Here is a 14,489-nt window from a genome sequence, read left to right on the forward strand (position 1 = left end):
TTAAAGAAGGAATTGTAAATGTCGCTTAAAGACAAAATTTTGGCGGACATGAAAACTGCGATGCGTGAAAAAGATGCATCGCGGCTTGAGTCTATACGTATGCTCCGGGCAGCTGTTCAACGAGTAGAAGTTGATGAGCAAGCTGAAATTGGAGATGATCAGGTTCTTGGTATTGTTGAAAAGCAAATCAAGCAATCAAAAGATGCGATCAGTCAATTTCTTAGTGGTGATAGGCAGGATCTAGCGGATAAAGAGCAGGTTCACGTTGACAATCTAATGGCTTACCTGCCAGAGCAGTTGAGCGACGACGATATTGCTGCTGCCGTCACTTCTGCTATTTCAGAAGTTGGAGCAGAGTCTATGAAAGACATGGGTAAGGTCATTGGTTTATTGAAGGGGCGTCTTCAAGGTCAAGCAGACATGGGAAAAGTCAGTGGTATTGTCAAATCTAAGCTTAGCTAAAGACGGTCGATAATTGGTATTGTGAAAGGCTCAACTTGGTTGGGCCTTTTTTGGTTGTTGAGTCGTGTATTTACTAAGGACAGTAAGGTTAGGGCGCTTTATGTATGGGCGTTGTTTATCTGAGTTTAACCTGCATTGCCCGTGTGGAAATGGGGGGCTATTTGTATTATGGTTAATTAGGTTGTATTGAGCTATCTTCAGTGTTGCTTGCGGCCGCTAACCGCATACATTACTGGAACCACGAACTCTAATAAGGTGACTCATATGCGTTTGGTTGCGCCCTGCAAGGGATTGAATTTTAAGACTAAGGATATTTTCGGAAACTCGTTTAAATTGAGTGATCTGGCCGGAAAGCGGATTATGTTGTCTTTCTTTCGTGATGCCGCTTGTCCATTTTGCAATTATCGAATTTACGAACTTACCCAAAAGTATAAGGAATGGAATGACGCGGGGATGGAGGTGGTTGTCGTGTTCAGTGACACTGACGACAAGGTGCGAGAGCTTGTGGCTAAGCGTCCAAGGCCATTTACCATGATTTGTGACCCTAAGTTGAAACTCTATGATCGTTATGGAGTTGAAAAGTCAAAAATGGCTTTGTTTAAAGCGTTCTTTTTGAATTTTGGTGAGCTATGGAGAGGGATGCGTAAAGGTGGTAAGCCAACAAATAATCCACACATGACCATCGTGCCTGCTGATTTTTTAATTGATGTAAATGGTGAAATTGTAGATCTTTGGTACGGTCAGAATACGGCAGACCATATACCGTTTGAGCGACTGATCAATTTTGCTTCCAAAGAAAGTATTCATTCGAGCCGTCAGCTCCAGCGAGAATTAAAAAAGCTAAGAAAGGAAAATGCGGCGCTCAAAGAAGAAGTGAAGTCAGCGCTTAACCGATCAGAAGATCAATGACGTTTGAAACAAATTAGTTAGTAAAAAATGTTTTGTGTGCGGGTACAATACCCGTATGGCCGGACGTATACCCCAACACTTTATAGATGAATTATTAAATCGGACAGACATTGTCGATTTGATAGATGGCTACGTGCCGCTGAAGAAGGCAGGAGCAAACTACAAAGCTTGTTGTCCGTTTCATGGTGAAAAAACACCGTCTTTTACGGTTTCGCCCACAAAGCAGTTTTATCATTGTTTTGGGTGTGGGGTGAATGGAACCGCCATCAGTTTTCTGATGGAGTATGATCATATGGAGTTTCGTGAAGCGGTAGAGTCTCTCGCGTCCAGTGCTGGTCTTGAAATTCCAAAGGAGTCACAAGGGTACTCCGCTAAGAACACGAAAAGTCAGGGCATCGATCTTTATGAGCTGATGGAGTCGGTGGAGTCCTTTTATCAAAATCAGCTTCGTCAGCACACGAATAAAGATGAGGCAGTGGCGTATCTAAAGAAGCGAGGGTTGAGCGGTGAAATTGCTCAACGTTTTGGTCTGGGTTTCGCGCCAGATGGTTGGTCCAATTTGATGGAAACGTTAGGAGATACTGCGCCATCTCAAAAAGCGCTGCTCGACACTGGCATGTTGACTGAAAATGAAAAGGGGAAAGTTTACGACCGTTTTCGACATCGAATAATGTTTCCTATTCATGATCATCGTGGGCGTGTTGTCGGTTTTGGTGGGCGAGTCTTAGAGCAGCCTGAGCCTAAGCCCGGTAACCCCAAATATTTGAACTCTCCTGAAACCCCGATATTTCATAAAGGTTCAGAGTTATATGGCCTGTTTGGAGCAAGAGCAGGCATTAAAGAATCTGATGGGGTCCTTGTTGTTGAAGGGTATATGGACGTTGTTGCATTGGCTCAAGAGGGGATTAACAATGCTGTGGCGACACTGGGAACGGCCACAACCCCGCAGCATCTGCAAAGACTGTTTAGACATACGCCAAACGTCACGTTTAGTTTTGATGGTGATAGAGCAGGGCGCGCCGCGGCTTGGAAAGCGCTGGAAACGTGCCTACCTGCCTTGCAAGATGGAAATCAAGTGAGTTTTTTATTTTTGCCCGATGGCGAAGATCCGGACACAATGGTTAAGCAAATCGGAAAGGAGGGGTTTGAAAAGTTGATCGATCAGGCAATGCCATTGCCAGAATTCTTGCTAGAAAGCCTGAAGCAACAAGCGGACCTTAATCGGCTTGACGGGCGAGCAAAACTCGGTAAATTAGCTAAACCGATGTTGGAAAAAATGCAGGGTGGTGTTTTAAAGACCCTGATTGTTGAGCGAGTGGCAGCGTTGACACAGGTGGCCACAACTGAATTGGTGCCAAAGGAAGCAAGCTCCGAACCTGAAGTATCCTCCTTCTCTGGCTCTAACGATGGTTGGAAAAAGTCGAAGTCCAAGAAGGAAAAATGGGTTCGTGATCGAAATGGAAAGTGGGGGAAAGCGCCCGCAGAGCAACCGCCGCGTCCTGTCAGTTTAACTCCGATTCGCCGAGCTGTTTCGCTTTTGCTTCAATACCCACAATTACATGAAGAATTCGCCATCCTAGCTCCGATTCTGGATACTCAAGTGAGGGGCGTCGGAATGGTTCATGAGTTGCGACAATGCGTTGAAGGCTTGAATGCAGCCACTACCGCCAATCTATTGGAGCGCTATCGGGGGCAATCATTTAGCGCTACGTTAATGCAGCTTGCTAACCATCAACATAATAATATCGAAGAACTTGGAGAAGATGACGCTCTGCAACTTATTCGGGCTAATAACGCCAAAATCATAGATGAATTTAATGCGGCGGAACTGGCTAGGGCCGAATTGGCGTTAGAGGATTTATCTAGAAAATCAAGACTGGGTGCATTGAGTGACGGAGACGAAGAACGTCAAAAAGCGTTAAAAGACTACATAAGAGGATGTTATACGAGTCAGTAACTTGAAAAACTTAGGTTAAACCCTATTTTTATTCACCTAAATGCGCTGCTTTTACATGAAAAAATGCGCATCGAGCTCAAATTTGTTATAAAATTGAGCGTTAACCTGTTGTAAAAACCCTTTTTCAAACACCGTTGTTACGTGTTAGCTTTTAACAGCTCACACGAGCGCTGATGTGAGGTTCCATTAATGGATTCGAGTAGCAAAAAATCCGAGTTAAAACGTTTAATCTTAAAAGGTAAAGAGCAAGGCTTTTTAACTTATCGAGAAATAAACGATCACTTGCCTGAAGACATGAACGACACTGACCAAATTGAGTCGGTCGTAAACATGATTAATGATATGGGCATCGAAGTTTTCGACAGCGTGCCTGATGCCGATTCTTTGCTACTGAAAGCGGAGGCGGATAAAGAAGCCGAAGACGACGATGATAATACCGACGCTGTTTTGGCGACGGCGGTTGAAAGTGAGTTTGGGCGTACTACCGATCCAGTACGCATGTACATGCGTGAGATGGGCACCGTTGATTTATTAACGCGCGCGGACGAAATTAACTTGGCGCAGCGAATTGAAGACGGCATCCGTCAATCTACGGTTGCGATGGCGGCGTGTCCTTCGGCGATACAAACAATACTGGATTACTTCGAAGAAATAAAAGCTGAACGCATGCGATTGACCGACCTGTTGGTTGCTTTCATTGATCCAAATGCAGAAATTGATCCAAATCCAGTTCAGTCAGGAACCGCGGCTCAAAACAACGATGACTCTGATGACGATGAGGAAGACGAAAAGCCCGTCGACACCGGTCCAGATATGGATGAGGCGATCGAACGTTTCAAATCCATGGCAAAATTGCATTCGCGTCATGCGAAGGCGCTTGAAAAGCATGGTTATGACAGCAAGCAGGCACGCGATATCCAGGCAGAGTTAATTGAAGGCTTAATGGAAATTAAGTTTGTTCCTAAGATTATTGAAGCGCTCTGGGAAACCGTGCGAACCCACGTTGAGATTGTACGTGGTCATGAAAAAGCGATTATGGACATTGCGGTTGCCGATGCAGGCATGTCTCGTAAAGATTTTATCGATACCTTTGTTGGCTCCGAGCTAGATGAGGGTCTATATAGCACTTTGCATAGCGCGGCTAAGAAAAAGGAAGAGATTGAGGACAACGAAGCCCTAATAGCTATGTCTCAGGCCAAGCTTGGTCGAATCGTGGATGTCTTAGGAATTCCAATTGAGGAAATTAAAGACATTAATCGGCGCATGTCAATTGGTGAGGCGAAAGCACGTCGAGCCAAGAAAGAAATGGTTGAAGCAAACCTTCGTCTGGTAATTTCGATTGCTAAGAAGTACACAAACCGCGGGCTGCAGTTTCTTGATCTAATACAAGAAGGAAATATAGGCCTGATGAAAGCGGTTGATAAGTTCGAATATCGCCGTGGGTATAAATTTTCTACGTACGCTACATGGTGGATTCGTCAAGCAATCACGCGGTCTATCGCGGATCAAGCTCGAACCATTCGTATTCCAGTGCACATGATAGAGACAATCAATAAGCTCAATCGTATTTCTCGTCAAATTTTACAGGAAAAAGGTCGAGAAGCCCTTCCTGAAGAGTTGGCTGAGAAAATGGAGATGCCTGAAGATAAGGTGCGTAAAGTACTTAAGATTGCTAAAGAACCGATTTCAATGGAAACACCGATCGGTGACGACGAAGATTCGAACTTGGGTGACTTCATTGAAGATAAAAATGTTGAGGCTCCGATGGAGGCTGCGACCACTTCAGGATTGTTGTTCGCAACGGGTGAAATTTTAGAAAGCCTCACTCCAAGGGAAGCCAAAGTATTGCGTATGCGTTTTGGCATTGGAATGAATACAGACCACACTTTGGAAGAGGTAGGTAAGCAATTTGATGTAACCAGAGAGCGGATTCGCCAGATTGAAGCCAAGGCATTGCGAAAACTTCGTCATCCAAGTCGATCTGAGCACTTAAAAAGCTTCCTAGAACAGAATTAATTTTGTATCATTGCGCTCCTCCTTTTAGAGGAGCGTTTCTGAAATCAGATTTGAGCGAGTAGTGCTGATTTTAGAATTCTACTTTGACACCGTTCGGTGCATAAAGTGGGCCTGTAGCTCAGTTGGTTAGAGCAGTGGACTCATAATCCATTGGTCGGAGGTTCGAGTCCTCCCGGGCCCACCATTTTAATTTTAAATATCAACGGCTTCTGGTTAAGCTACATTGCCAATACTTCTTGATTTGCCAGATGAGTACACCACTCAATAGCTACTCTTTAGGGCGACCATTAGCAAGACCAAATAGGGTAAGTGGCGAGCCTTAGTGCGAGCCAGCGGCAGGCCTTCTACTTCCAAAAACGTTTGCATCAAACGAGATGCGGAGACTCGTGCGCGTGTCAGAGAAGACTAAATGATCAAGGACGTATATGCGCCACGAGCGGATATCGAACAATTATCCGTCCCCGATGCCCTAGAAAGATATATCAACAACGTTAAGCCACTTTGATAGAACTTGGTTCGTGTGCCTATTGACTTAGAGTTAACTCTAAGATTTATATTGACCTCATGGAAAAAGTATTTAGCAAAGAAAAGACATCATCGAACAGTCATTTTAACTGGCGAGACACAGAAATTTGGCGGCAATCGGCCTGGAACACCGCTTGGTGTCTGCTTGGTTGCGTCATCGGCGACTTTGGCACCATTCTATGGTTTCAGCTCTATTCGCCTGAAACGTCGACTTTGATAGTCATGTCACTAGCCGTAATAAATGGAATACTAAGCAGCATTGCATTGGAAACAGCGATATTAAGTCGGCAGATGGGACTTTTGCTAGGCTTCAAAACTGCGGTGGGTATGAGCTTGGTCAGCATGGTATCCATGGAGATAGCAATGAACCTAACGGATTTTGTTCTGGTCGGAAGGGCTCAGCTTGTATGGTGGGCGATACCTCCAATGCTAATAGCGGGTTTTATTACGCCCTGGCCGTATAATTATTGGCGACTCAAGAAGCTAGGAAAAGCATGTCATTAACGAATCAATCAATCGGCCGTGTTGCTGAGCAATTCAATGTTTCCCCATACACGCTCAGATATTACGAAAAAATTGGGTTATTACCACCTGTGTCGAAAGATAGCGGTGGTCGCCGCGTTTACAGTCAGCGCGACATAGAGCGGTTGCACTTCATTAAACGGGCACAAAGAATGCATTTTTCGCTTAAAGAAATTGGGGAGCTTATAAGTCTTGACAAAGCTCAGCTAGTCGAAAAGCCGCAAGTGCAAGAGTTAGTAATAGAAAAACTCAATGATATTGAAGAGAGCTTAAAAGACCTAAAGCTACTGCAAAACGAATTAACAGCAATGTTGAGTGCATGTCTTTCTAGCAATGAAGATGACCAATGTCCGATAATTGAAGGTATAAAAGAAACCGACTGAATAATAAACCGATAAATTTATTACTACTGTTGACTTAGAGTGTACTCTAAGCGCTATTATTAGACTATGTCGAATACGATCAGTGAAATTATTGTTCTGGTGGCCATATTTTGCTACCTGTCGGCGTCGAGTATTGCATCGGCGCACGGCGGCTCATGGGTGAGTGGTAATGCGGATTCGACGGTCGTAAATTCTACGTTCGTTAAGCAGGATGACCTGAATGGCAAGAGTTCTGATAAAGAGCCGCTTGAAGACTCTATGTCACCGTCCTGCCACAACAAAGATAGCAACGCTGATCGGCAAGCTAATGTTGGCTGCGAACTTTTGTGCTCTGCTATTGGGCACGTGATGCTCGATTATGATGAGCTTTTTATCGATCAATCACTACCAACGATAGAAGCCGATAGGCTATACGCAGATCTAGTTACTCGACAGTTAATAGTAGAGAAACGTCCCCCGAAATAACCCCTCGACAAACTTCATCTTTTAACTTTTTGTCGGGAGGGTCGTATGACCATTCAAATCGCCTCGTGTGCGTTTTATCGTGCCTATTTAATAGTGCCCAAACTACTTAGCCGAGTGGCTAAATCAGCGTGCAAATTCGTTGCTTCGAAGTTTGCAATTTTACTCTGCGCGTCAATGCTAGTATTTTTCAATGGAGCGACTGCGCGTACTGCTCAGGCGCAAACGTTTAGTGAGCTCGAAGCGATACTAAAGACGCATCCACAGCTGCAAGCCCTGCGCCACCAAAGTGATGCCAGTATCGAGCGGTCTGAAGCGGCTTTAGGCTTGCCTGACCCTGCAATCTCCTTTGGAATAAACAATTTTCCATTTGCAAACCCTTCTTTCTCAGAATTTATACCAACCAATAAATCAATTGGTATTGCCCAGCGAATTCCCAATATTGGCGGACGTAAAGCGCGATCATCTGAGGCCAAAGCTCAAAGCTACGAGTTAAGCTTAAAGTATCAACAACAGCTGTCGTTAATGCGTGCACAGCTAGTAACGTTGTTGATGGAACGAGATCGAATCCAACAGCAAATACATTTGGCTAAAGAGCAGAATCAAAAATATACGGAGCTATCTGACGTTGTGAAACATGAAGTTGGTGCGGGTAAATCGGTGGTTTTTAGGCTTGCAGAGATAGAGCGTGAGCGTACAGAAGTATCGACACAACTGGTGAATTTGGCTAATGAAATGACCATGACTGAGTCCGGCTTACGCTACTTATTAGGGCAAGTGCCGGACACTAAAGTGCCAACGTTAAACGCGCCGCTGCCATGGTCAGGCAACCCAATGGAGTTTTACAGTGTTGCCTTAGCTCAGGCACAAATCCGGGTTTTGGATCATGGCGTAGATGAGGCCAAAGCCGCTTGGAAACCGGAATGGGGGGCGCAGTTACGTTACCAACAACGTGAAGCGGGCGCAAACTTCGGTGGCGACGATTTCGTATCGGCAATGGTGACTGTCACGGTGCCGTTTTGGTCGAAGCGAAATCAACGACCTCGATTACGCGCGGCCAATGCACTTCTTGAGGCCGCAAAGTCTCAACGTTTAGAAAGTTTAAGGCAAGCAGAACTTAGATATATCAACTTGAAAAGCAATTGCGATGCGGCTAAGGCTACCGTTCGTGTACTAAACGAAAAAGTTATTGCCGTTAATGAGGAAATTGAATCACAACGAATCAACTATGAATCAGGGCAAGGTTTCTATTCGCCTGTGATCGACGGCGAGATACTACTTCTTAAGTTTAAATCCGATGTGATAAAAGAGCGTACGCGCGGAAAAATCGCTGCCGCACAAATGACAGCACTGTTAATGTCAAACGCTAGCACCAATGGGGCAGAGGTTGAAAAATGAAAAATCTTAAAACGTTCTGCATAATCTCAATGGTTGTCTTTTTATTAAGCGCGTGTGGCGGACCCCAAAATATCGAGCATGACCATAACTCTAGTAGTATGGCTAATTCAGCAACGACTCGGGAGTCTGGTTCTGAACAGTTGGCGGCATACACTTGCCCGATGCATCCGCATTACATATCTACTGATCCTAGCGGTTCATGCCCAATTTGCGGCATGAGTCTAGTGCAGGTCGATAGTTCTGACGAGGATATTCCCAACACGGAGGTTACCACCGTAAGTCTGGCTGCTGGGATGATTCAAACTATTGGTGTGCGAATCCAAAAAGCCAAGGTCACTGAGCTGGGGTCGACGCTTCGAGCCTTCGGTACCATCGAGCGTAATGAGCGCCTAGAAAATGTCAGCGTAGCGCGAATGGAGGGTTGGATAGAAGAATTGTTAGTGCAAGCTGAAGGAGACCAAGTTACCAAAGGCCAGATACTTTATCGCGTTTATAGCCCTGATTTATTGTCAGCGCAGAAAGATTACTTAGCGGCGTTAAGAATTGGAAATCGCCAAAGAATTTCTGCCGTCGAGCAACGTTTAACGTCGTTAGGTTTGCAGCAACCTTTTCTCTCCGCGCTAAAAACGAGTAAAAAAGCGATTCCCGACGTGGCTGTTTACGCCGAAGCGGATGGAACGGTGGTCGACGTAAACGTCCGTAAAGGAGACTACATTAAGCCGGGCACGCCAATTTTAAGATTGCAGTCGTTCGAGAATGTTTGGGTAATTGCCAGCATTCCCGAAACCGACCTACCTCTTATCAAGCACGGACTCAGTGCTAATTTAAAATTTAAAAGCGCGCCAGATGCGCCATCACAAAGTCGAATCGATTATATTTACCCAACGGTCAATCCGAAAACTCGAACCGCGCGAGTTAGGCTAGTGGTGCCAAATAAGTCTGGACGGTTATTACCAGGTGCGTACGTCGATGTCGACTTTAATATCGACCGCGCACAACGGTTATCGGTGCCTACCGAGGCCGTTCTGCGAGACAGTCGTGGTCAGCATGTGATTCTCGCGATGGGTGGGGGGCGGTTTCAAGCTCGGACCGTGACAGTAGGCATTAGTGGTAACGGCTTGACTGAGATTATTTCCGGCTTAGATGAGGGTGACCCAGTCGTGGTTAGTGGGCAGTTCTTATTAGACAGCGAGGTTAACTTACGCGAAGGCTTGTCTAAACTTGCTCCTCAAGGAGAGGCTGTCCTGAGTGACCACTCATTAGCGCGTACTGCACCGTCTATATCAGCAATGCAACTTGACGCAGCCACACTCTCGCAAATTGATCACTTTGTCGATGCCGCGCTCTACATTCATAAAACAATTGTTGATGGCAGTGAAATAAATCCTCGCTTTGTTGAGCCGGCGATTGAGCTTGGCGATAGCCTAAGAGCGCGTTTTACGGGTACCGAACTTGATTCTATTTTAAATCAGAGTCAACAAGCCTTAAAGGCTGCGCAGCAGGCTCGCTCAGGCCAATTGTTGGTGCAACAACTCGATGGTCTACTTCGTTCCTTAAACCCATGGTTGCAGGATGGCGCGCCCCAGCATTATCGGGAACTTGATCTCTATTGGTATTTCGATGTTGATTCAGATCGCCGTTGGTTGCAACAAAAGGGCGAAACCAAGAATCCTTATGGAGAGGGTGATTGGCAATTGATCGAGTGGACTGAGGCTGGCGACGAAAAAATGCAAGCTATGCCAAGTGATTATTTACACAGTGGCAAACATTAGGAGCTGGTATGTCTGACTTACATTCAAATACTGACTCAGTGATTGCCGATGGTAATGATCCGTCAAAATCACTGATCGCTAACATCATCGCATGGTCGATTGCCAATCAACTGATCGTGTTAATTTTGTGCGCCGCTTTGGGTATTGCTGGCTGGATATCGCTAGAGCGCACGCCACTTGATGCGATACCTGACCTAACCGACACACAGGTGATTATTCGCACCGACTTTCCCGGGCAAAGTCCCCAGATTATTGAAGACTTGGTAACGTATCCGCTCTCTACCAGCCTGCTTGGCTTACCAAAGACAAAAGATGTGCGCGGTGCCTCTATGTTTGGCACCAGTTTCGTGTACGTTATTTTTGAAGACGATGTAGATCAGTATTGGGCCAGAAGCCGCGTATTAGAAGCATTGTCGACGTTGAGCTCACAATTACCCGAAGGCGCAGTACCGGCCATGGGGCCGGATGCAACAGGGGTCGGTTGGGTGTATCAATATGCCCTGGTAGATAAAACCGGGAATACTGACCTTGCCCAGCTTAGGTCTTTACAAGATTGGTTTTTAAAGCTCGAATTGTCTGGCGTCAAAGGTGTTTCAGAGGTCGCATCGGTAGGCGGTTTTGTACGCGAATATCAAGTGTTGATAGACCCGAATTTATTGCGGTCATTCGATGTGTCTTTAAGGCGCGTCTCTGAGGCTGTGACGGCGGCATCCAGTGAAGTCGGCGGGCGAGTGCTCGAGCAAGGTGAGACCGAATACGTTATTCGCTCTGCGGGTTATGTTGATGACCGGCTTGATCTGGAACAAATTGTGCTTTACGCCAGCGATGGTACCCCGGTTCAACTGTCGTCGGTGGCGAGAATCGTCGAAGGCCCGGCATTAAGGCGCGGCATTGTAGAGCTCAATGGCGAAGGCGAGACCGTCGCCGGTATTGTGGTGATGCGCGACGGTGAAAACGCGATTGAAGTTATTAATCGAGTAAAAGCGAAGCTTAAGGAACTGCAAACGGGCTTGCCTGATGGTGTTGAAATCGTCACTGTTTATGACCGTTCACCATTAATCGAAGGAGCGGTCAGTTATCTCAAAACCAAGCTGGTTGAAGAAAGTATTGCGGTTGCCCTAGTGATACTTATATTTCTGTTGCATGTTCGCTCATCAATGGTCGCTCTAATCACTTTACCGCTAGGCGTATTGGGCGCGTTTTTAGTCATGCATTTTCAAGGTATCACCGCCAATATTATGAGCCTCGCCGGCATTGCTATTGCCATTGGCGCGATGGTCGACGCCTCGATAATTTTGGTCGAGAATGCCAGCCGCCGTTTAGCCGAATTAGGGCCTGATGCTCGACCTGCTGATAGGCATTCCGAGATATTGACTGCGGCTCAAGAAGTTGGCCCTGGGATATTTTTCTCACTGCTGATTATTACCGTTTCCTTTCTTCCGGTGTTTGCACTAACCAGTGAAAGCTATCGTTTATTTAGTCCGCTCGCCTTCACTAAGACCTATGCGATGGCCTTCGCGGCAATTTTGTCAGTCACCTTAGTGCCAGTGCTAATGATTAAGCTGATGCGGGGGAAATTTCGCAAAGAAAGCCAAAACCCGGTCAATCGGTTTTTTATCAAGCTGTATCAACCGTTATTGCGTAAAGCCTTGCAGTTCAAATGGTTGACCCTCTCACTCGCGGCGTTAGCCATGATTAGCACGGCCATTCCAGCCCGCCACATTGGTACTGAATTTATGCCTGCGCTGTATGAAGGCGAGCTACTTTATATGCCGACCACATTGCCGGGTGTGTCTTCAACTAAAATGCGTGAAATACTTGGTCAAACCAACCGACTTGCCATGACGGTGCCTGAAGTGGAACGAGTGTTTGGCAAGGCCGGGCGGGCGGATACAGCAACCGACCCTGCACCGTTAACTATGATCGAAACATGGATTAAGCTTAAGCCTAGGTCAGAATGGGCGGCGGGCGTAACCGCCGATGATATTACTCGTAGGCTTAATCATATTTTGGATTTACCGGGCTTAGTGAATTCATGGGGCTATCCAATAAAGATACGCATGGATATGGTATCTACCGGCGTTAGAACGCCAATTGGGATAAAAGTTACCGGTGATGATCTATTCGAAATAGAACGAATCGCACGCGATGTTGAGGCCGTCGCGTCAGATATCCCAGGCACGCGTTCAGCGTTTGCAGACAGAGTCTTAGGCGGCAAGTACTTAGAGATTACCCCTACTCGGGCAGAATTGGCCAGGCGCAATATCGACATGGGCATATTTCAAACAGTGGTAAGGACCGCACTCGGGGGTATGACGCTTTCGCAATCGGTAGAAGGGCGAGAACGCTACAATATTATTCTACGCTACGACCGACCATTTCGAGAAACACCTGAAGACCTCAACCGAATTTTAGTGCCAACGCCAAGCGGTGCGCATATTCCGTTAGCTGAATTGGCAACCATTAACTACAGCGAAGGACCACCTCTTATTCGCTCTGAAAATGCTCGCTTAACGGGTTGGGTGTTTGTCGACGTGGATAATCGCGATATTGGTGGTTATGTGGCTGAAGCGCGTCGACTCATTACGGAATCAGTAAAACTGCCGCCTGGTTTCGCGATAGAGTTTTCAGGTCAATATGAACAAATACAACGTGCAAGCGAGCGTTTAAGTATCGCCGTTCCTGCAACTGTTTTATTGATTTTTCTAATGCTAATGCTGCACTTTGGAAAACTGGATCGTACTCTACTCATTATGTTGGCGTTGCCATTTGGTCTGGTTGGCGGTATCTGGACTGTTTGGTTGGCAGGCTACAATTTATCGGTTGCAGTAGTGGTTGGTTTTATCGCTTTAGGAGGCATTGCGGTGGAAACCGCTGTGATTATGATGCTCTATATTGATGCGCAAGTACGCCAAGCTCAACCAAACACTCGATGCGAGTTTCTAGAAGCCATTAACCAAGGTGCGGTAATGCGCTTAAGACCTAAGCTAATGACTGTATTAACTATCCTAATCGGCTTAACACCTATATTTATAACTGAAGGCCCTGGAGCGGATGTAATGCGTAGGATCGCTCTACCGATGCTTGGAGGCATGATATCTACCATGGTGCTGACACTGGTCGTGATACCAACGGCTTACTATGCATGGGCAGGGCGTCGATTGTCGGTTTGAATTACGTAGATTATTTGGGTAAGTGCGAACGAGTGATGGGAGTGGTTCCGTTAATCCAAATAGACGTGTGTGAAATCAAACCGTGCGTGACCTATCTCTTGAGAGACCGTCAACCTTGCGCATTAAACCTAATTCCTGCGCGGTACAAACTCAGCAGTATCTTCTCTCTTTAAACCAAACTCTTGCAGTAGGCGAACGCTGATGACTTTGCATGCCCTGTTAGAGTTTGATATCCGTTGCCGATTTGGAATGCCGAGTAAATGATCATTTAACGCGGACTCACCTACATGAGGGCTTCGCATACGACGGTGCATTCCATCGTGAGTGAGGTGACTAAATCATTCGCTTGCCAAAAAGATCGCTTTGAGATCGTAGTAGGTCTCTTTAATTTTCGGAGTTACAGTTTATCGAGAAGATTTTTCTATTTGGGAATAATTAGAGAACAGTGGTTACTGGGTGTGACGGTTAAATTGGTTGAGCAAAGCCTAGGCAAGGGTGGATCTCAGGCCAACCTTACCAGAGGGTATGCATTAAGGAAGATCAATATCACAAGCGCATTGTGTTGCGCCGCTTGAGTCCGTTGTCTCAGTCACCAGGCACAGTTGTGCGCTCTGGGAAGTGGCTTCTGCCTCGCAAGCCGCTTGACATGTTGTCGCCCCTGACGCATTGCCCACCAACGGGCCGCCGACCGTTGAGTCCGTAACGCACATGCTTGTTTGTGCATGTGCCGGTAGCAGCACTGAATCAACAATAGGCTTACTCCACTTTGACGGAACCGCGATTGATGCGACTGACCCAACCCCAATTACCGTTAATAGTTTTCTACGAGAAGTATCATGAGACTCTATCTTTTTCATATAGTTACCATTTGTTACCTAAATTCGCGGTAGTGCACGAATTGAATTGTTTG

At 46.2% G+C, this 14,489-nt stretch carries 11 protein-coding genes and 1 tRNA gene; 11 read left to right on the forward strand and 1 reads right to left on the reverse strand.

Annotated features, from left to right (window positions below):
- Positions 1-18: 18 nt before the first annotated feature.
- The 11 genes from ABWW54_RS07650 (at position 19) to ABWW54_RS07700 (ending at position 13,579) form a co-directional block, all read left to right on the forward strand.
- Positions 19-462 carry a GatB/YqeY domain-containing protein gene (locus ABWW54_RS07650; RefSeq protein ID WP_353411649.1) on the forward strand — a complete coding sequence of 148 codons (444 nt, stop codon included), beginning with the start codon at positions 19-21 and terminating at the stop codon, positions 460-462.
- A gap of 264 nt (positions 463-726) precedes the next feature.
- Positions 727-1,371, forward strand: a complete 645-nt coding sequence (locus tag ABWW54_RS07655) for a peroxiredoxin family protein (protein WP_353411650.1) — start codon at positions 727-729, stop codon at positions 1,369-1,371.
- 55 nt (positions 1,372-1,426) lie between these two features.
- Positions 1,427-3,328, forward strand: coding sequence for a DNA primase (gene dnaG / locus ABWW54_RS07660; RefSeq protein WP_353411651.1), 1,902 nt, complete (start codon positions 1,427-1,429; stop codon positions 3,326-3,328).
- Positions 3,329-3,517: 189 nt separating this feature from the next.
- Complete coding sequence (gene rpoD / locus ABWW54_RS07665; RefSeq protein WP_353411652.1) at positions 3,518-5,344, forward strand: RNA polymerase sigma factor RpoD; 1,827 nt, start codon at positions 3,518-3,520, stop codon at positions 5,342-5,344.
- A gap of 107 nt (positions 5,345-5,451) precedes the next feature.
- A tRNA-Ile gene (locus ABWW54_RS07670) sits at positions 5,452-5,528 on the forward strand.
- Between the two features lie 380 nt (positions 5,529-5,908).
- Positions 5,909-6,373, forward strand: a complete 465-nt coding sequence (locus ABWW54_RS07675) for a DUF4396 domain-containing protein (protein WP_353411654.1) — start codon at positions 5,909-5,911, stop codon at positions 6,371-6,373.
- Positions 6,364-6,774, forward strand: a complete 411-nt coding sequence (locus tag ABWW54_RS07680; protein ID WP_353411655.1) for a MerR family transcriptional regulator — start codon at positions 6,364-6,366, stop codon at positions 6,772-6,774. Before ABWW54_RS07675 ends, ABWW54_RS07680 begins: the two co-directional genes overlap by 10 nt.
- Positions 6,775-6,840: 66 nt before the next feature.
- Positions 6,841-7,239, forward strand: coding sequence for a hypothetical protein (locus tag ABWW54_RS07685; protein ID WP_353411656.1), 399 nt, complete (start codon positions 6,841-6,843; stop codon positions 7,237-7,239).
- 45 nt (positions 7,240-7,284) lie between these two features.
- Complete coding sequence (locus ABWW54_RS07690) at positions 7,285-8,634, forward strand: TolC family protein (protein WP_353411657.1); 1,350 nt, start codon at positions 7,285-7,287, stop codon at positions 8,632-8,634.
- Positions 8,631-10,406, forward strand: coding sequence for an efflux RND transporter periplasmic adaptor subunit (locus ABWW54_RS07695; protein ID WP_353411658.1), 1,776 nt, complete (start codon positions 8,631-8,633; stop codon positions 10,404-10,406). The genes ABWW54_RS07690 and ABWW54_RS07695 overlap by 4 nt, the downstream gene beginning before the upstream one ends.
- 8 nt (positions 10,407-10,414) lie before the next feature.
- A complete protein-coding gene (locus ABWW54_RS07700; protein WP_353411659.1) occupies positions 10,415-13,579 on the forward strand; it encodes an efflux RND transporter permease subunit in 3,165 nt (1,054 codons plus the stop codon).
- 530 nt (positions 13,580-14,109) lie between these two features.
- Here the strand turns inward: ABWW54_RS07700 and ABWW54_RS07705 are convergent.
- Positions 14,110-14,436 (reverse strand): hypothetical protein, encoded by a 327-nt coding sequence (locus ABWW54_RS07705; RefSeq protein ID WP_353411660.1) that lies wholly within the window; start codon positions 14,434-14,436, stop codon positions 14,110-14,112.
- Positions 14,437-14,489: the final 53 nt, after the last annotated feature.

It is taken from the genome of Arenicella sp. 4NH20-0111 (genome assembly GCF_040366405.1).
Classification (GTDB): domain Bacteria; phylum Pseudomonadota; class Gammaproteobacteria; order Arenicellales; family Arenicellaceae; genus Arenicella.

What these genes read in the sequence shown, in the direction of transcription:
- ABWW54_RS07680 (WP_353411655.1), top strand. Translation starts at nt 6,364, where the DNA reads ATGTCATTAACGAATCAATCAATCGGCCGTGTTGCTGAGCAATTCAAT.
- ABWW54_RS07675 (WP_353411654.1), top strand. Translation starts at nt 5,909, where the DNA reads ATGGAAAAAGTATTTAGCAAAGAAAAGACATCATCGAACAGTCATTTT.
- ABWW54_RS07695 (WP_353411658.1), top strand. Translation starts at nt 8,631, where the DNA reads ATGAAAAATCTTAAAACGTTCTGCATAATCTCAATGGTTGTCTTTTTA.
- ABWW54_RS07655 (WP_353411650.1), top strand. Translation starts at nt 727, where the DNA reads ATGCGTTTGGTTGCGCCCTGCAAGGGATTGAATTTTAAGACTAAGGAT.
- ABWW54_RS07685 (WP_353411656.1), top strand. Translation starts at nt 6,841, where the DNA reads ATGTCGAATACGATCAGTGAAATTATTGTTCTGGTGGCCATATTTTGC.
- rpoD (WP_353411652.1), top strand. Translation starts at nt 3,518, where the DNA reads ATGGATTCGAGTAGCAAAAAATCCGAGTTAAAACGTTTAATCTTAAAA.
- ABWW54_RS07700 (WP_353411659.1), top strand. Translation starts at nt 10,415, where the DNA reads ATGTCTGACTTACATTCAAATACTGACTCAGTGATTGCCGATGGTAAT.
- ABWW54_RS07650 (WP_353411649.1), top strand. Translation starts at nt 19, where the DNA reads ATGTCGCTTAAAGACAAAATTTTGGCGGACATGAAAACTGCGATGCGT.
- ABWW54_RS07705 (WP_353411660.1), bottom strand. Translation starts at nt 14,436, where the DNA reads ATGAAAAAGATAGAGTCTCATGATACTTCTCGTAGAAAACTATTAACG.
- dnaG (WP_353411651.1), top strand. Translation starts at nt 1,427, where the DNA reads ATGGCCGGACGTATACCCCAACACTTTATAGATGAATTATTAAATCGG.
- ABWW54_RS07690 (WP_353411657.1), top strand. Translation starts at nt 7,285, where the DNA reads ATGACCATTCAAATCGCCTCGTGTGCGTTTTATCGTGCCTATTTAATA.